The 16,158-nt window shown below is 48.3% G+C and carries 18 protein-coding genes and 1 tRNA gene; 10 read left to right on the plus strand and 9 right to left on the minus strand.

What is annotated here, in order from left to right:
- Window positions 1-16: 16 nt before the first annotated feature.
- The 4 genes from infA to ald form a co-directional block, all read right to left on the minus strand.
- Window positions 17-235, minus strand: coding sequence for a translation initiation factor IF-1 (gene infA / locus ACN0UN_RS00740; protein WP_008489926.1), 219 nt, complete (start codon window positions 233-235; stop codon window positions 17-19).
- A 143-nt stretch (window positions 236-378) separates the two neighbouring features.
- On the minus strand, window positions 379-1,077 hold the full coding sequence (aat, locus tag ACN0UN_RS00745; RefSeq protein WP_417658275.1) for a leucyl/phenylalanyl-tRNA--protein transferase: 699 nt from the start codon (window positions 1,075-1,077) through the stop codon (window positions 379-381).
- Between the two features lie 23 nt (window positions 1,078-1,100).
- The gene (trxB, locus tag ACN0UN_RS00750) at window positions 1,101-2,060 is read right to left on the minus strand and encodes a thioredoxin-disulfide reductase (RefSeq protein ID WP_417658276.1); all 960 of its coding nucleotides are present in this window, start codon (window positions 2,058-2,060) and stop codon (window positions 1,101-1,103) included.
- A gap of 157 nt (window positions 2,061-2,217) precedes the next feature.
- Window positions 2,218-3,345 (minus strand): alanine dehydrogenase, encoded by a 1,128-nt coding sequence (gene ald / locus ACN0UN_RS00755; RefSeq protein WP_417658277.1) that lies wholly within the window; start codon window positions 3,343-3,345, stop codon window positions 2,218-2,220.
- Window positions 3,346-3,513: 168 nt separating this feature from the next.
- Here ald and lrp point away from each other — a divergent pair, with 168 nt between their 5' ends.
- From lrp to serS, 6 genes are all read left to right on the plus strand, one after another.
- Window positions 3,514-4,005, plus strand: a complete 492-nt coding sequence (gene lrp, locus ACN0UN_RS00760; protein ID WP_339880160.1) for a leucine-responsive transcriptional regulator Lrp — start codon at window positions 3,514-3,516, stop codon at window positions 4,003-4,005.
- A 139-nt stretch (window positions 4,006-4,144) separates the two neighbouring features.
- Window positions 4,145-6,544 (plus strand): DNA translocase FtsK, encoded by a 2,400-nt coding sequence (locus tag ACN0UN_RS00765; protein ID WP_417658278.1) that lies wholly within the window; start codon window positions 4,145-4,147, stop codon window positions 6,542-6,544.
- A gap of 24 nt (window positions 6,545-6,568) precedes the next feature.
- Window positions 6,569-7,213, plus strand: coding sequence for an outer membrane lipoprotein chaperone LolA (gene lolA, locus ACN0UN_RS00770; RefSeq protein ID WP_417658279.1), 645 nt, complete (start codon window positions 6,569-6,571; stop codon window positions 7,211-7,213).
- Window positions 7,200-8,540: a replication-associated recombination protein A gene (locus ACN0UN_RS00775; RefSeq protein WP_417658280.1), complete on the plus strand. Its 1,341-nt coding sequence runs from the start codon at window positions 7,200-7,202 to the stop codon at window positions 8,538-8,540. The genes lolA and ACN0UN_RS00775 overlap by 14 nt, the downstream gene beginning before the upstream one ends.
- Window positions 8,530-8,898 carry a fluoride efflux transporter CrcB gene (crcB, locus tag ACN0UN_RS00780; RefSeq protein ID WP_417658281.1) on the plus strand — a complete coding sequence of 123 codons (369 nt, stop codon included), beginning with the start codon at window positions 8,530-8,532 and terminating at the stop codon, window positions 8,896-8,898. The genes ACN0UN_RS00775 and crcB overlap by 11 nt, the downstream gene beginning before the upstream one ends.
- A 21-nt stretch (window positions 8,899-8,919) precedes the next feature.
- Entirely contained in the window at window positions 8,920-10,218 is a 1,299-nt protein-coding gene (serS, locus tag ACN0UN_RS00785) for a serine--tRNA ligase (protein WP_417658282.1), read from the plus strand.
- 25 nt (window positions 10,219-10,243) lie between these two features.
- On the opposite strand, the gene ACN0UN_RS00790 is transcribed toward serS, so the two are convergent.
- The 5 genes from ACN0UN_RS00790 to ACN0UN_RS00810 are packed head-to-tail and all read right to left on the minus strand — an operon-like array spanning window position 10,244 to window position 12,302.
- A complete protein-coding gene (locus ACN0UN_RS00790; RefSeq protein WP_417658283.1) occupies window positions 10,244-10,573 on the minus strand; it encodes a TusE/DsrC/DsvC family sulfur relay protein in 330 nt (109 codons plus the stop codon).
- Window positions 10,566-10,883 (minus strand): hypothetical protein, encoded by a 318-nt coding sequence (locus ACN0UN_RS00795; RefSeq protein WP_417658284.1) that lies wholly within the window; start codon window positions 10,881-10,883, stop codon window positions 10,566-10,568. Before ACN0UN_RS00795 ends, ACN0UN_RS00790 begins: the two co-directional genes overlap by 8 nt.
- A gap of 9 nt (window positions 10,884-10,892) precedes the next feature.
- Window positions 10,893-11,240, minus strand: a complete 348-nt coding sequence (locus ACN0UN_RS00800; protein ID WP_417658285.1) for a DsrE family protein — start codon at window positions 11,238-11,240, stop codon at window positions 10,893-10,895.
- Between the two features lie 20 nt (window positions 11,241-11,260).
- Entirely contained in the window at window positions 11,261-11,617 is a 357-nt protein-coding gene (locus tag ACN0UN_RS00805; protein WP_417658286.1) for a DsrE/DsrF/TusD sulfur relay family protein, read from the minus strand.
- Between the two features lie 10 nt (window positions 11,618-11,627).
- Window positions 11,628-12,302, minus strand: coding sequence for a Bax inhibitor-1/YccA family protein (locus ACN0UN_RS00810; protein WP_417658287.1), 675 nt, complete (start codon window positions 12,300-12,302; stop codon window positions 11,628-11,630).
- Between the two features lie 221 nt (window positions 12,303-12,523).
- Here ACN0UN_RS00810 and ACN0UN_RS00815 point away from each other — a divergent pair.
- The 4 genes from ACN0UN_RS00815 (at window position 12,524) to uvrC (ending at window position 16,149) form a co-directional block, all read left to right on the plus strand.
- Window positions 12,524-12,615 (plus strand) — tRNA-Ser (locus ACN0UN_RS00815).
- Window positions 12,616-12,698: 83 nt separating this feature from the next.
- A complete protein-coding gene (locus ACN0UN_RS00820) occupies window positions 12,699-13,490 on the plus strand; it encodes a thioesterase family protein (protein ID WP_417658288.1) in 792 nt (263 codons plus the stop codon).
- Window positions 13,491-13,631: 141 nt separating this feature from the next.
- Complete coding sequence (locus tag ACN0UN_RS00825; RefSeq protein WP_128351505.1) at window positions 13,632-14,291, plus strand: LuxR C-terminal-related transcriptional regulator; 660 nt, start codon at window positions 13,632-13,634, stop codon at window positions 14,289-14,291.
- Window positions 14,284-16,149: an excinuclease ABC subunit UvrC gene (uvrC, locus tag ACN0UN_RS00830; RefSeq protein ID WP_417658289.1), complete on the plus strand. Its 1,866-nt coding sequence runs from the start codon at window positions 14,284-14,286 to the stop codon at window positions 16,147-16,149. The genes ACN0UN_RS00825 and uvrC overlap by 8 nt, the downstream gene beginning before the upstream one ends.
- Window positions 16,150-16,158: the final 9 nt, after the last annotated feature.

Genomic DNA, 16,158 nt, shown 5'->3' on the forward strand with positions numbered 1-16,158 from the left:
CGCGAGCTTATCTGAATTAACGCGCGCGGAAGACGATTCGACCCTTCGTTAGGTCGTATGGGGTGAGCTGCACAGTCACAGTGTCACCGGTTAAAATGCGAATATAGTGCTTGCGCATTTTGCCAGAAATATGAGCAGTCACCACGTGACCGTTTTCTAGTTCAACGCGAAACATTGTGTTTGGCAGGGTATCTAAAACCGTGCCTTGCATTTCAATGCTGTCTTCTTTTGCCATTCAAATCCTCGATAAATTTTCTGGTTGTGCGAATAATTCGCAAATTTATAGTGTGCCCGACACATCAAACGGAGGTGTCGCGCTAAAAGTGGCCAGAATTTTAGCCGTTTTTGCAGATAATTGCCACTGCTTATCGCCTTTCATCAGGCTTTAAGCGTTGCCGGTGTCCACAAATTCTTACGCAGAGCGCCTTCGTGCTGCTGCAAACGCCGTAAATACTCGGTACGCGGTAAGTCATGGGCGCCCATGCTCACCGTATGTGAATTGCTAATTTGTGCATCGATAAGTGCACCGCCGGCCTCAAAAAAATACCTGGCAAAGCAAATCAGTGCGGTTTTACTGGCGTTTGTTTGCGTGTGAAACATGCTTTCGGCACAGAAAACCGAGCCCGCGGATACCCCATAAAGCCCGCCGACCAGTTCCTTGCCTGACCAAATCTCTACCGAGTGCGCGTGCTTATGGTGGTGGAGGTTTATATAAGCTTGCATCATTTCAGGATGAATCCAGATGCCGCGTCCAGCCTCACCATGCACTTTAGCGCACGCATGAATCACCTGTTCAAAGGCGTGATTAAGAGTCACGGTGAAGGGGGTGCGTTTTAAAAACCGTTGCATTGAACGGCTGACATGTAAACTTGATGGGGTGATCACGGTGCGTGGGTTAGGGCTCCACCACAGAATAGGATCGTGATCGCCATACCAAGGGAAAATGCCTTGATGGTAGGCTTCAACCAAACGTGCTACCGATAAATCGCCGCCAAAGGCGAGCAACCCATTGGGTTCAGCAAGAGCAAGCTCTGGTGATGGAAACTTTACCGAATCCGGATTCAGTTCGAACAGCACCAGAGCTCCTTGGGCGCGTTGGTTTACGCCTTGGTTAAACCATCAAGATAGCGTTCAGCATCAAGCGCGGCCATACAGCCTGTGCCTGCTGATGTAATCGCCTGACGGTAAATGTGGTCCATTACGTCGCCTGCAGCAAATACACCGGGTACGCTGGTTGCTGTGGCATTACCGTGTAAGCCTGAGCTAACCACAATATAACCATCTTGCATTTCGAGCTGGTCAGCGAAAATGCCAGTATTTGGCTGATGCCCAATTGCGATAAAACAACCCATCACATCGAGTTCTGATAATGCGCCATTTTGGGTATCTTTAATACGAATGCCAGTTACTCCGGCGTCATCGCCGAGCACTTCGTCGAGTGTCTTATTTAAATGCAATGTTACGTTGCCGTTTTTCGCTTTGTCGTGCAAACGATCAACCAAAATCTTTTCAGCACGGAATGTATCACGACGGTGAATGACGTGAACCTCGCTGGCAATATTAGCAAGATAAAGAGCTTCTTCAACAGCGGTATTACCGCCACCGACAACAGCCACTTTCTGATTACGATAGAAAAAGCCATCGCAGGTTGCACAGGCCGAAACACCGCGGCCCATAAATGCTTCTTCTGAATCCAAGCCTAAATATTTTGCCGACGCACCAGTTGCAATAACCACTGAATCAGCGGTGTATTCGCCAGAGTCACCAAAAAGTTTGAGCGGTTTGCTGGAGAAATCAACGCGATTAATGTGATCGAAGATAATCTCTGTATTAAATTTTTCAGCGTGCTTCTGCATGCGAACCATCAAGTCAGGGCCGGTTAACCCTTCAGGATCACCTGGCCAATTTTCAACGTCGGTGGTGGTGGTCAATTGACCGCCTTGTTGCATACCGGTCACCATGACAGGATTAAGGTTTGCGCGCGCAGCATAAACGGCTGCGGTATATCCGGCCGGACCTGAACCCAAGATGAGCAGACGGCAATGTTTGGCTTCAGCCATAAGTGTAATACTCCGTTGTTCTTTATTTTTACGCTAGCGTAGATTGACTATGGGGGTGATTGTATGGATTACAAGCCTTTGAAACAAGAGACCCGCGGAGGAAATCCTCCACGGGTCTTGTCAATAAATCAATCCGGCTTACGTTTGCGCGAACTGACTACGCTTTGATTGCTTGCATTGGGTCAATATAGTCAAGCCCAAGCTGCGCGCCTAAATCGTCATGAATTGCTTTATAAGTAATTTTACCTTTATGCATGTTCAAGCCGTTTAACAGGTGCGGGTCATCTGCCATTGCTTTTAAGCCTTTGTTTGCTAACGCAAGACCAAATGGCAACGTTGCGTTATTAAGTGCAATGGTGGAGGTACGTGCAACACCACCTGGCATGTTTGCAACACAGTAGTGAATAACGTCTTCAACAACGTAGGTTGGATCTTGATGGGTGGTTGCTTTTGAGGTTTCAAAACAACCGCCTTGGTCGATAGCTACGTCAACCACAACAGAACCCGGCTTCATGTTTTGCAAATGTTCACGGGTCAGCAATTTTGGCGCTGCTGCGCCAGGAATCAGTACGGCCCCGATAACAAGGTCGGCTTCACGCGAGAACACATCAATTGCATCAACGGTAGAGTAAATGGTTTTTACACGCCCCGCGAAAATGTCATCGATTTGGCGTAAACGCGGCAGCGAACGATCCAAAATCGTCACCTCAGCGCCCATGCCAACTGCCATTTTCGCAGCTTGAGTACCCACAACACCGCCGCCAATAACTAAAACTTTCGCAGGTGCAACGCCAGGCACACCACCAAGCAACGTACCGCTGCCGCCGTTAGCTTTTTCTAAATGATGCGCGCCCGCTTGAATGGACATACGCCCAGCAACTTCGCTCATCGGTGCTAATAGTGGTAAACCGCCGTTACGGTCAGTTACCGTTTCATAGGCAATTGCGGTTACGCCAGCTTTCGCAAGTAACTCGGTTTGCACTGGGTCTGGTGCTAAATGCAAGTAGGTATAAAGAATTTGGCCTTCGCGCAATTGCTCACACTCATGTGGCTGCGGCTCTTTTACCTTAATGATCATTTCCGCTTTAGCGAAAATTTCTTTGGCGTCAGCAATAATGGTTGCGCCGGCTTGCTCATAATCTTCATTGGTGAAGCCGATAGCCAGACCGCCATTTTGTTCAATCATGACTTGGTGACCGTGTGCAACGTATTCGCGAACCGCGGCAGGGGTTAGGCCGATGCGATACTCGTGGTTTTTAATTTCTTTAGGTACACCAATCAGCATGGTTGTGCTTCTCCAATTTTACGTGTGGTAATCAATGATACCGAGTCAGCAAGACACGATAAGTTAACGGCGGCAATTATAGATGATAAGCTAGGTGTGTTTCGTACTTTTTTTATATCAATTTATAGTCTATAAATAGGTTACAAAGCCTCGTAATAGAGAAAAACAATGTTTAATGCCGAAGAACCCGTAGAAATAACTATTGACAGAATAGACCGGAAGATCTTACGAATTTTGCAGGACGACGGGCGTATCAGTAACGTTAATCTGGCGCAGCGCGTAGGCTTAAGCCCAACAGCGTGTAATGAGCGTGTACGCAAGCTTGAGCGTGAAGGAGTGATTGACAGTTACCATGCGCGAATTAACCCTGCCAAACTCGGTGCAAATTTGATGGTATTTGTTGAAATCACACTGACCCGAACGTCATCAGACGCATTTGCTGAGTTTAGTGAAGCGGTGCGGCGCACACCGGCAATTCTGGAGTGCCACTTAGTCGCGGGTGATTTCGACTTTCTGATTAAAGCGCGGGTGCCCGACATGCCTGCCTATCGGAAATTACTTGGCGAAACTATTCTTACCATGCCAGGCGTAAACGAGTCGCGCACCTATGTGGTGATGGAAGAGGTAAAAGATGATAATAAGGTTCTCATTAAAGGTTAAGAAAAGGTGGTATAAATAGCTGAATAACCCTGCTAACCACGTTACAATGCTTAGCACTAACAAAAACAAATATCGTAACATCAGAACATTAGGGAATACGCAACCATATGGTCATTCAATCACCAAGCTGGAGAAGCGCATGAGCGGAGTCCAACGGGTACTCGAAGTTGGCCTGATTCTATGTGGCGCGTTTGCAATTTTTCTATTTTTAGCGCTGGCTAGCTTCAATCCAGCTGATCCAAGCTGGTCGCAAACGGCTTACGAAGGCACCATCCATAATGCTGCGGGCTCAATTGGCGCGTGGTTTGCTGACGCGTTGCTGTTTGCATTTGGTTTTGTTGCGTATTTAATCCCTTTTGGTCTCGCTGCGATGGGCTACATGATGTTTCGCCAGCCGCATCGGTTGCTGGAACTTGACTATCTAGCGGTAGGGCTACGCCTTATTGGTTTAGTACTCACTCTGGTTGGCAGTTCGGCGCTGGCCTCGTTAAACTTCAATGACATTTATTCATTTTCTGCCGGCGGCGTGGTTGGTGATGTTATCAGTACGTCGTTGTTGCCGTATTTTAATGTCATTGGCACCACCTTATTATTGCTAACGTTTTTATGTACCGGGTTAACCTTAGTTACGGGCATTTCCTGGATTTGGCTAGCCGATAAACTTGGCGAAGTAACCATTGCTGGCACGCTGGGCCTGATTCAACTAACCAAGCGTTTGGTCAGCCGCATGAAGTCGTACAATAGCTCGCGTGAACAGCCACACTCGCCAGATATCAAAGCACAGAAGCCAGCAGCACTGTCACCTAGTCAGAAAACGCTGCCAGCGACCACCATTCGGCAAGAGCCGGAGCTGGATCTGGATTTGTCTATTAATGCACTGGACGATGATGACCCAGATTTCTTTGTCGATAGTGCGCCTGCGCCAAAGGCCAAAGGCAAAAATGAAGAGCGCTTTGCACCAAAACCAACTGCGGCTAAAAAACCTGCCGCAGATGTTAGCGACGATGACGACGAAGATACTGATGGACCGATCAAATTATCAGTTGACCCTTTACCGTCAATCGAGCTGTTAGATCGGCCCAATAAAACCGGTAATCCGCTGACACCAGAAGAACTTGCGCAGATCAGTGAAACCGTTGAGGCCGTCTTGCAAGACTTTGGCGTGGAAGTGAAGGTTGCCAACGTTCAGCCAGGCCCCGTTATTACCCGCTTTGAGCTTGATTTAGCGCCGGGTGTAAAGGTTTCTAAGATTTCGAACTTAGACAAAGACATCGCGCGCTCGCTGAGTGCAATCTCGGTGCGCGTGGTTGAAGTTATTCCAGGTAAGTCATACGTGGGCCTTGAGCTGCCGAATAAATCCCGTGAAACCGTGTTTTTCAGTGAGGTTATTGCATGTGACGTGTTCCAGCAAAGCCAATCGCCACTGACGATGGTACTAGGGAAGGGCATTTCTGGTGCACCGGTAGTGGTCGATTTAGCTAAAATGCCGCATTTGCTGGTGGCGGGTACCACAGGTTCAGGTAAATCGGTTGGGGTGAACGTGATGATTTTGAGCTTACTCTATAAGAGCTCACCTGAAGATGTTCGCCTTATCATGATTGACCCTAAGATGCTTGAGCTATCGGTTTATGAGGGTATTCCGCACCTATTAACCGAAGTCGTCACCGATATGAAAGACGCGGCCAACGCCTTGCGTTGGTGTGTGGGCGAAATGGAACGTCGCTATAAACTCATGTCTGCGCTTGGGGTTCGTAATCTAAAAGGCTACAACCAGAAAGTTATGGACGCCAAAGAAGCGGGCGAGCCGCTGCGCGATCCAATCTGGAAACCGGGTGATTCGATGGACGAATTACCCCCGTACTTAGAGAAATTACCAAGCATTGTCGTTGTTATCGACGAGTTTGCCGACATGATGATGATTGTCGGTAAAAAAGTAGAAGAATTGATAGCACGTATCGCTCAGAAAGCTCGGGCAGCTGGTATTCATTTAATTTTGGCTACGCAGCGGCCTTCAGTTGATGTGATTACCGGGTTAATTAAAGCCAACATTCCAACGCGTATCGCGTTTCAGGTGCAATCAAAAATTGATTCACGCACCATTTTGGACCAACCCGGTGCTGACCAGTTGTTAGGGCAGGGCGATATGCTGTACTTACCACCGGGAAGCGGCGTGCCGACGCGGGTGCATGGCGCTTTTGTGGATGATCACGAAGTACATGCCGTGGTTGCGGACTGGAAAAAACGCGGTAAGCCGAATTACTTAGATGAAATTCTCAAAGGCGGTGTTGACGAAGACAGTTTGCTGCCAGGCGAGCAACTTGATCTGGGCGACGAAGAAAGCGATCCATTGTACGACGAGGCCGTTGCCTTTATTACTGAAGCGCGTCGCGTTTCAGTGTCCAGCGTGCAACGCAAATTTAGAATTGGTTACAACCGCGCAGCACGCATTGTGGAACAAATGGAAGCCAGCGGTGTCGTTAGTAGTGCCGGTAATAACGGTCAACGCGAAGTACTCGCGCCGCGTCCACCGCGCGATTAATTTGAAGTTAATGGAATACACAACATGAACGCATTGAAATTGTTAGCAGCTGTTGGCGTTACGGTAACAACGCTGGTTACGGCAACTTGGTTTCCGGCCGAAGCCGGTGAAGCCGACCGCCAGGCATTATTGCAGCGTCTGGAAGGTTTAACCACGTTAGAAGCCGATTTTAGTCAACAGGTGACGGATATAAATGGCGAATTAGTGCAGCAGTTGCATGGGCGCATGGCAATTGCTCGCCCCAATCTATTGTATTGGCAAACTGACGCACCCGACGAAACCTTGATGGTCGCCGATGGCCAGAACCTATGGTATTACAATCCATTTGTGGAGCAAGTTACGGTATACAACCAGTCTGAAGCAGTGGCGCAGAGCCCCTTGCTGCTGTTACTGGATGGCGATAGTCAAGCTTGGCGCGACTACGATGTAAAGAGCGAAGCCAACAGCTTTTCACTGCAGCCTAAAGCAGGCGCAGCAAGCGCCCAAAGTTTGCAGTTGGTGTTTGCCGAGCAGGGCGCACCGGCTCAGTTGCAGCGCATTATTCTTGATGATGGGCAAGGTCAGATTAGCACCATTGATTTAGAGCAGGTTCATCTCAATAAAGCACTTGACGGTAAACTCTTTAAATTCGACATGCCGGAAGGGATTGATCTGGATGACCAACGCTAACGGCGAATTCGAATTGGAGCCTGACTTTAGGCCGTTGGCCGCACGCATGCGGCCAACAGCACTAAACGAATATATTGGGCAACAACATATATTGGCCCCTGGCAAACCGCTTTATGAAGCAATTAGCCGGGGGCTTTTGCATTCAATGATTCTTTGGGGCCCACCAGGAACTGGAAAAACCACGCTCGCAGAACTGGTGGCCATGAGCGGCGCTGCAGTACTCGACAGAATTAGTGCTGTTACGGCAGGTGTAAAAGACATTCGCGCTGCCATTGACGCCGCAAAGCAGAGAGCATCAAGCCATCAACAGCGCACAGTGTTGTTTGTTGATGAGGTGCATCGGTTTAATAAAAGCCAGCAAGATGCGTTTCTTCCTCATATTGAAAACGGCACCATCATTTTTGTTGGTGCAACCACAGAAAATCCGGCATTTGAGCTCAATAATGCTTTGTTGTCCCGAACCCGTGTTTATCGCTTGCAACTGCTTGCCGATATAGAAATTGAACAGGTTTTATCGCAAGCATTAACTGATCAAGAACGAGGGCTCGGCAAACGCCCGTTGCAGCTTAGTGATAACGCACGGAATTTTCTGATTCATGCGGCGGCAGGTGATGCCCGGCGTGTTTTGAACTTTTTAGAAATATGTGCGGATGCAGCCACCGATAACGTGATTTCATTAGAACTGGCACAAGCAGCCGTTGGTTCAAGGCAGGCGTTGTTTGATAAGCAGGGCGATGCCTATTATGAACTGCTGTCGGCGTTGCATAAGTCAGTGCGTGGGTCGTCACCCGACGGTGCCTTGTACTGGTACGCACGCATTCTGCATGGCGGTGGTGACCCATTGATTGTGGCGCGTCGTGTACTGGCTATCGCTTCGGAAGACATCGGCAATGCCGATCCGAGAGCCATGCAACTGGCGCTTAATGCATGGGACACCTTTACACGGGTAGGGCCAGCCGAGGGCGAGCGGGCGATTGCGCAGGCCATTATATTCTGTGCAATGGCACCCAAAAGCAACGCAGTGTATCAAGCGTTTAATCACGCGAAACGCCTCGCAGAAGATTATCCAGATTTACCAGTACCCAAACACTTAACCAACGCCCCAACCGCGCTGCACAAGGCGGATGGCTATGGTAAAGACTATCGGTATGCGCACGATTATCCGGGCGCCTTTGTGGCTGGCGAGCGCTATTTACCAAGTGCAATTGCAGACACACAGCTCTATGTTCCAACTGAGCGCGGGCTAGAAAAGCAACTGCACGAAAAATTAAAGTGGATGCAGCAACAACATCAAAACAGTGATTGGCAGCGAGGCGATGATGATTAACTTATTCTGGGTTGCTGCGGGCGGGGCGATTGGCGCCGTGGCACGTTACGGCATGGGAATGTGGTTAATTAATCTCAGCAAAATATTTCCTTTCGCGACGCTAATCGTTAACATAACGGGCTCATTTTTGTTGGCCTTGTTATTTGCTACGCAATACCAACAAGCAGAGCCAAACCAACAACTTTGGCTCTTTTTAGGTGTTGGTGTTTTAGGTGCTTTTACAACCTTTTCAACCTTTTCGCTGGACGTGGTATTACTTGCGCAGCAAGGCGATTATATAAAAGCGCTGGTCTATGCCTGCTTAAATGCTTTTGGATGTATTGCTGCGGTGCTGTTGGCGCTGTGGCTGAAGTCATAAATTTAATCGATTGGGAAACTCATGTTAGACGCTAAGTTATTTCGTAGTGAACTCGCTGAAACGGCAGAACGCCTCAAAACCACACGTGGTTATGAACTGGATGTATCACGCTTAGAAACCTTAGAGCAGCAGCGCAAAGACTTGCAAGTTCGTACTGAAACCTTGCAGGCTGAACGCAATTCCCGTTCGAAATCAATTGGTCAAGCGAAAGCGAAAGGCGAAGATATTGCGCCATTGTTGGCCGCTGTTGATGATTTAGGTGCCCAACTTGACTCGGCGAAAGCAGAGTTAGCAACGGTGCAGGATGCGCTGCAGCAAATTATCGCTGGTGTGCCTAACCTTCCTGATGTATCAGTGCCTTTGGGGCCAAATGAAGATCATAATCAGGAAGTAAGCCGTTGGGGTGAGCCACGCCGTTTTGATTTCGCGCCAAGCGATCATGTTGACGTGGCAAGTGCCATTAACGACGGTATGAATTTCGAGCTGGGTTCTAAGTTGGCGGGTGCGCGCTTTGTTGTTTTGCAAGGGCAAATAGCGCGGCTACACCGTGCGCTAACCCAATTTATGCTTGATTTACACATCACAGAACACGGGTATCAAGAAACTTACGTGCCGTACTTGGTGAATCATGACACGTTATTCGGAACAGGGCAGTTGCCGAAGTTTGGTGAGGATTTATTTCATGTGCAGGGCGCTACAGAAAATCAGGTCGCGCTGTCGCTAATCCCCACAGCAGAAGTGCCATTAACTAATCTTTGGCGCGACGAAATAGCTGATGAAGACCAGCTTCCCCTGCAGTATGCCGCGCATACTCCATGTTTTCGTAGCGAAGCTGGCTCGCACGGTCGTGATACCCGCGGTTTAATTCGTCAGCATCAGTTCGATAAAGTGGAATTGGTGTGGTTGGTGAAGCCAGAAGACTCAATGGACGCGTTGGAACAGCTAACAGGGCATGCCGAAAAAGTACTGCAGTTATTGGAGCTACCTTACCGAAAAATGCTGTTGTGTACGGGTGACATGGGCTTCGGCGCTGCGAAAACGTATGATTTAGAAGTGTGGTTGCCAACCCAGGAAAAGTATCGGGAAATCAGCTCTTGCTCAAATATGCAGGATTTCCAGGCCCGTCGCATGCAGGCACGTTTCCGTCGTAAAGGTGCAAACAAGCCAGAACTGATGCATACGTTGAACGGTTCGGGTTTAGCGGTTGGCCGTACCTTGGTTGCACTATTGGAAAATAATCAACAAGAAGATGGCTCTGTGACCGTGCCGGTGGCCTTGCAGCCATACATGGGCGGGGTTACTCGAATCGCAGCGGAATAACGTCGCTGCGAGCTTTCGGGGCTGTCTAAATGCATTTGGCGGGCTTGGGCAGGCCCGCTATACGTGTCGCTTGCTTGGCTGGCCCCTTAGGGAATAATTTGTACAAATAAATGCTGTTGGCTTTATCCGGCCCTAAGCTTTTTCCAATGGCTTTTACTAATACCCGCATGGCGGGGCTGGTATCGTAAGTTTGGTAAAACTCGCGGACAAAATTGACCACTTCCCAATGCGCAGCAGTCAGCTCGATGTTTTCCAGGCTCGCGATATATTCCGCCAATTCGGGCGACCATTCATCGAAATGAGCCAGATATTCGTGCTTATCCGTTTGATACTCGCGACCGTTAAACTTAAACATTGCAAAGCTCATCCCAAACCATGTAACTGCTTGCCTCAAGCGTCATTTCAACCCAACGTGCAGAGCCAAGTTGAACAATCGTAGCAGGTAACTCGTCAATATTAAGTAACTGCAGCTCTGCATGCAGGGCATACGGCGTAACCGGCAATTGTTCAACCAATTCTGGCTTAGCAACAACATTCAATAATGCGTGCTCGCTTAAAATCAATGTGGTGTTTGGCAGTAGCCAACGTTGAAGCCATTCTTGGTTAGGCCAAGTTCTCACAAGCATCACCGGCGCTGGCTGGGTATCAGGTACAGAATCAATCATAATAGGCGCTCAGTAGGTAAGTACTTTGGTTAATTGCGCGATTTTTGCCTGCCAGGTATCGGCGTCAAGCACGTTGATTGCAGCAATAAAATCATCTTCTGATAAGCCGCGCGCTGACAGTTCATCTTCATGAACCCATGGTGCCGGGCAATCGAATAGCTCCAACATGGCGTAGCGCTTGTGTAATGAACGCTTATTCTGCTGGTTATCACCGTTGTGCAGCCATAAATCAATACCATGACCGGTAAGTATAAGTTGCGGGTTTAAATCCATGCTAGCAAGTGCCAATAACATATCCTGACCATGCCAGGCTGTTTGGCTATCACTTGCTTGGGTTTGAATTACAGCGAGTGTCATGATGGTTAGGGTCCGCGAGGTTAAAACTGAATCACATGATCTGCTGCAGCCGCAGCCATCGAGAACTCGCTGAGACCACCGTTTTGAAAGGGTGCCACAAGCTCATCGACATTCATGTTATACCCTGTTTCGGCAACGGTATTACAAATCACCAGAGGGATATTGTGCTCGTGTGCAAATGCCTGCCATAGCGCAACGGCTTGGGTTTCGGCGGGTTGCTGCGCGTGCACAACAGCGGCGCTATAAAAAAACACCATATCAATGTGATGGCCGGAAACAAGCGCAGCCTGTGCGTAGTGATACGCTAACAGGCTGCGATTTTGGGCCGGAACGTCAGCCGCAGGTGCGGCATGTAATGCAATAACTATCCGTGCCACAACGTTACCTTTACTCGTCGCCGCCGAACGCAGTTAAAATATGCAGTAGGCTTACGAAAATATTATAAATAGAAACGTACAGGGTTACTGTCGCCAACACGTAGTTGCGCTCACCACCATGAATGATGGCGCTGGTTTGCATCAGAATGGCGCCTGCTGAAAACAAAATAAACAGGGCTGACAGGGTTAAGCTCAATGCCGGCACGTTCATAAAGATATTCGCAACAAAGGCAACCAACACCACAACGAACAACGCGGTCATCATGCCACCCAGAAATGACATGTCTTTTTTGGTTGTTAACACATAGGCTGACAAGGCAAAAAAGGTTAATGCGGTGCCACCAAGTGCGGTCATAATGATTTGATCACCAGCCGGACCAATGGCACTGATTGAACCAAGAATTGGGCCTAAGGTATATCCCATGAACCCTGTTAAGGCAAACACGGAGACTAAGCCTGCTGCACTGTTGGCGGTTTTATGAACGAGGAACAATAAGCCATAAAAACCGACCAGCGTAATGATGAAGCCTGGGTGAGGTAACCCCATGCTGGCAGACAAAAATGCAGTCAATGCACTGAATGCAAGTGTCAGACCGAGCAACATATAGGTATTACGCAAAACTTTGTTCGTTTGTAAAACTGTTTCACCGCGTTGAGCGGTAGAAATGTGAGCTTGGTTACTCATGTATATCTCCGTGTTGTTCTCAATGACTTATTCAGCGAATAAGTTAATCACCTAGAGTGTACCGTATAAATGGGTACCAAAGGCAATGTTTTCAAGCGAAATTCATGCCTGATTGTATAAAATGACAGCAAACGAACCATTTGGTTTAAATTTTTCCTTTACAAGCGTGTTTCAGCTCTTTATCATTCGCTTCGTCTTGAGGCACACACCTTACAGACCGCGGAGAGATGGCAGAGTTCGGTTTAATGCACCTGACTTGAAATCAGGCGTGGGTTCGCGCCCACCGGGGGTTCGAATCCCTCTCTCTCCGCCACATTCGAAAAGCCCGCTCATTTGAGCGGGCTTTTTTCGTTTTGCGTCTGCTAGAATACCGAATCATGCAGTCAAGGAGGTTACATGCAGTTTTCAGAGATACTTAGCCAGATTACGCCAGCCGCGGAGCAATTAATTCAACTGCCTGACGGATGGGGGCAGGGCCGCGCATTGTTTGGCGGTATTACTGCAGCCATTGCCTGGCAACATGCACATTATGGTGCCAGTGCTGAACAAGACCTTCGCGCATTTACCGTTTCCTTTGTTGCCCCCGTGCAACCCGGTGAAGCGACGTTAGTTCGGCGTATTCTTCGTGAAGGCAAGAACGTAACTCAGATAGCTGTTGAAATTCTTCAGGATGACGCCGTGGTGCTATCTGCTTTAGCGAGCTATGGCCGATCACGGGATTCCGCAGTGCAAGTGACTGACACACTTCAGGCAAATGTACCAAGCCGTGAACTGGGCGCGGAATTTCCCAAGGTAAGTATTCTGCCTGAGTTCACCGAGCATTATGATTACGCTGTTTCAGTGGGTGGACTACCTTTTTCAGGCAATACATCGCGCGAATTCGGCGGTTGGATGCGCTATCGCAAAGAACAGCGGCCAATTACTATCGGGTTATTATTAGGTTTGGTTGATGCTTGGCCACCAGCCGTATTACCACATTTGCAGCAACCAGCACCGGCGAGTTCATTAACGTGGACAATTGAATTCCCAGAACCTTTGGACACTCAAAAGAGCACGCACGACTGGTGGCAGTATGTTGCGTATATCGATTATGCCGCACACGGATATGGTCATACGCATGCGCATATTTGGGACGATGAAGCAAAGTTAGTCGCCATAAGCCGACAGACTGTGACGGTGTTTGGTTAATCATTGATCATTTTGTAAGAAATTTAATGATCATACTGTAATTCGATGAATTTGTTATTGATTTTAGCTCACAAATAGGTCATACCTGAACTCACCTAGTGAATTCGTCACTAGGGGATACCTCACAAGGAATGTGTCGTCATGACCGACTTTATCATTGCAATACCGAGCGACTTGTTGCGATCTGGGATGTACACAACATTAAGTTCGGGCAATAAAAAATACCGCGTAGTAGCGAGTGTTTCGACCATAAATGAATTACGTGATGAAGTGAAAAATCATCCGTTTGCAGCTGTTATTTTATCCAGTCGACTCGCAGGTGATGGGACAATTGAAAGTTGGCGAAGACTGCACCGAAGATACAATGACTTGCAACTCATATTGTGGGCGGAAAACTTCCAGGACGTACTCGATTTTCAATGCAATACGCACACAGTGGATGCGTTTTTGTTAGCGAATGCGAGTTATGAGGAATTTGAACGCGCCTGCGCGAATACTAGCCGAGGCCAGATGTACGTGGCCAGTGCTGTGGCTGAGTATTTGGCTAAAAACCCACGGTCGCAAAATTTCCGACGTTTAATGAAGTCACTGAGTGACCGAGAGCTTCAAGTCACGCAAATGTTAGGCCGCGGCATTCGTGTGGTTGATATTGCGAAGCATTTAAATATCAGCAGTAAAACAGTAAATACCTTTCGATATCGAATATTTCAGAAGCTAGGTGTAGCGGGTGATGTTGAATTGACTCATCTTGCGATACAATCAGGGCTTGTTGAAATCGACCAATCGCAAAGGTATGACTGACTCCGTATTCAATGCTAAAGCATTTATCCAACACCTGACCCATCAATCTGGCGTGTATCGCATGTACGATGGTGAGGGTGTTGTTATTTATGTGGGTAAGGCCAAAGACTTAAAAAAGCGCGTTAGCAGCTACTTTCGTAAAAATGTCGACAGCCCCAAAACGCAAACATTGGTAAAACAAATTTCATCAATGGATGTCACGGTAACCAATACCGAAGCCGAAGCGCTTATCCTGGAAAACAACTTTATTAAAAAGTACCGGCCACGCTATAACGTGTTGCTGCGTGACGATAAGTCATATCCTTATATATTTGTGAGCCATCATTCGCACCCACGTTTAGCATTTCATCGCGGCACGCGCAGAGAGAAAGGTGACTATTTTGGGCCATTCCCAAGCGGTGTGGCGGTACGAGAAAGCCTGCGACTCATGCAAAAGTTGTTTCCCGTGCGCCAGTGTGAAGACTCCTATTACCGAGCCCGCAGCCGCCCGTGCCTGCAATATCAGTTAAAGCGCTGTTTAGCCCCGTGCGTGGAAGGCTACTGCACAGACGGGGAATACCAAGAGCAGGTGGATTTAGCTAAAGCATTTTTGCAAGGCAAGAATCAACAAGTTATTGATCAGTTAGTTGCGCGTATGGAGCAGGCTAGCACAACGCTCGATTTCGAGCGCGCAGCGCGGTTCCGCGATCAGATAGCTGCGATGCGCAAAGTGCAGGAACGCAATGCTGTTACCGGTAATCAACAAGAACTTGATGTTATCGGGTTTGTACGGCGTGGTGGAATTGCCGCAGTGCATCTATTGTTTATTCGCGAAGGTGCGGTGCAAGGTAGCCGTAGCTACTTCCCCAAAGTGCCGCCGAATACTGAAGATTCTGAAATTTTGCTCGCGTTTATGCTGCAATTTTACTTGAATGACCAAGTTGGCCGGCGGTTACCACGTGAAATTATTTTACCGGAAGCCAATGCGGCACAGGTACTCGATCCTGAACACGATTTACAGATTCTTGAGCAAGCGCTTGCGCAGAATGTTCGCATGACCCATAGCGTTCGCGGTGAGCGAAAGCAATATCAAGTGCTGGCACAAAAGAACGCGCTGAATGCGATAGAAAGTAAATTAAATCAAGAAAACACGATGGTTCTGCGGCTAAAGCAGCTTGAACAGGTATTGGATCTTGAACACCCCATACAGCGCATGGAATGTTTTGATATTAGCCACACCATGGGTCAAGAGACTGTTGCTTCGTGTGTGGTATTCGACCGGCAGGGACCGAAAAAATCAGATTATCGCCGCTTTAATATCAAGGGGATTACGCCGGGCGATGACTACGCAGCCATGGCGCAAGCTTTACAGCGACGGTTCGACGCTGCTCTCTTAAGCGACGAAGGGAAGGCTGCGATACCTGATATTTTATTTATTGATGGTGGCAAAGGCCAACTGGCGCAAGCAGAAGCTTATTTTAACGATTGGGGCGATGCGCAAGGTGTGCGCCCGCCATTACTTATTGGTGTTGCGAAAGGCGAGTCACGCAAACCAGGGCTGGAAACGCTGATTTTGGCGGGCAGCCACGCGACAGTTCCATTAGCGGGCGATGCGCCTGCATTGCATCTGGTGCAGCATATTCGTGACGAATCGCACCGTTTCGCGATTACCGGGCACCGCCAACGTCGGGCTAAAGTTCGTCGTTCATCAAAACTTGAAGATATTCCTGGAATTGGCGCCAAGCGCCGACAAAAAATATTGCAAAATCTAGGTGGATTACAGGAAGTAAAACAGGCTAGTATTGAGCAACTTACTGCAGTACCGGGAATTAGTCGCGAACTGGCAGAAATTATCTACCATGCATTTCGTGATGAATAGAGGACAATA

This window comes from Pseudidiomarina sp., assembly GCF_048267825.1.
Classification (GTDB): Bacteria; Pseudomonadota; Gammaproteobacteria; order Enterobacterales; family Alteromonadaceae; genus Pseudidiomarina.

Bases quoted from the DNA above. Each gene is read 5' to 3' on its own strand.
- lolA (WP_417658279.1), top strand. From the start codon at position 6,569: ATGAACGCATTGAAATTGTTAGCAGCTGTTGGCGTTACGGTAACAACG.
- ACN0UN_RS00790 (WP_417658283.1), bottom strand. From the start codon at position 10,573: ATGTTTAAGTTTAACGGTCGCGAGTATCAAACGGATAAGCACGAATAT.
- ald (WP_417658277.1), bottom strand. From the start codon at position 3,345: ATGCTGATTGGTGTACCTAAAGAAATTAAAAACCACGAGTATCGCATC.
- trxB (WP_417658276.1), bottom strand. From the start codon at position 2,060: ATGGCTGAAGCCAAACATTGCCGTCTGCTCATCTTGGGTTCAGGTCCG.
- uvrC (WP_417658289.1), top strand. From the start codon at position 14,284: ATGACTGACTCCGTATTCAATGCTAAAGCATTTATCCAACACCTGACC.
- ACN0UN_RS00825 (WP_128351505.1), top strand. From the start codon at position 13,632: ATGACCGACTTTATCATTGCAATACCGAGCGACTTGTTGCGATCTGGG.
- ACN0UN_RS00800 (WP_417658285.1), bottom strand. From the start codon at position 11,240: ATGACACTCGCTGTAATTCAAACCCAAGCAAGTGATAGCCAAACAGCC.
- ACN0UN_RS00810 (WP_417658287.1), bottom strand. From the start codon at position 12,302: ATGAGTAACCAAGCTCACATTTCTACCGCTCAACGCGGTGAAACAGTT.
- crcB (WP_417658281.1), top strand. From the start codon at position 8,530: ATGATGATTAACTTATTCTGGGTTGCTGCGGGCGGGGCGATTGGCGCC.
- ACN0UN_RS00775 (WP_417658280.1), top strand. From the start codon at position 7,200: ATGACCAACGCTAACGGCGAATTCGAATTGGAGCCTGACTTTAGGCCG.
- lrp (WP_339880160.1), top strand. From the start codon at position 3,514: ATGTTTAATGCCGAAGAACCCGTAGAAATAACTATTGACAGAATAGAC.
- ACN0UN_RS00795 (WP_417658284.1), bottom strand. From the start codon at position 10,883: ATGATTGATTCTGTACCTGATACCCAGCCAGCGCCGGTGATGCTTGTG.
- ACN0UN_RS00765 (WP_417658278.1), top strand. From the start codon at position 4,145: ATGAGCGGAGTCCAACGGGTACTCGAAGTTGGCCTGATTCTATGTGGC.
- ACN0UN_RS00820 (WP_417658288.1), top strand. From the start codon at position 12,699: ATGCAGTTTTCAGAGATACTTAGCCAGATTACGCCAGCCGCGGAGCAA.
- serS (WP_417658282.1), top strand. From the start codon at position 8,920: ATGTTAGACGCTAAGTTATTTCGTAGTGAACTCGCTGAAACGGCAGAA.
- infA (WP_008489926.1), bottom strand. From the start codon at position 235: ATGGCAAAAGAAGACAGCATTGAAATGCAAGGCACGGTTTTAGATACC.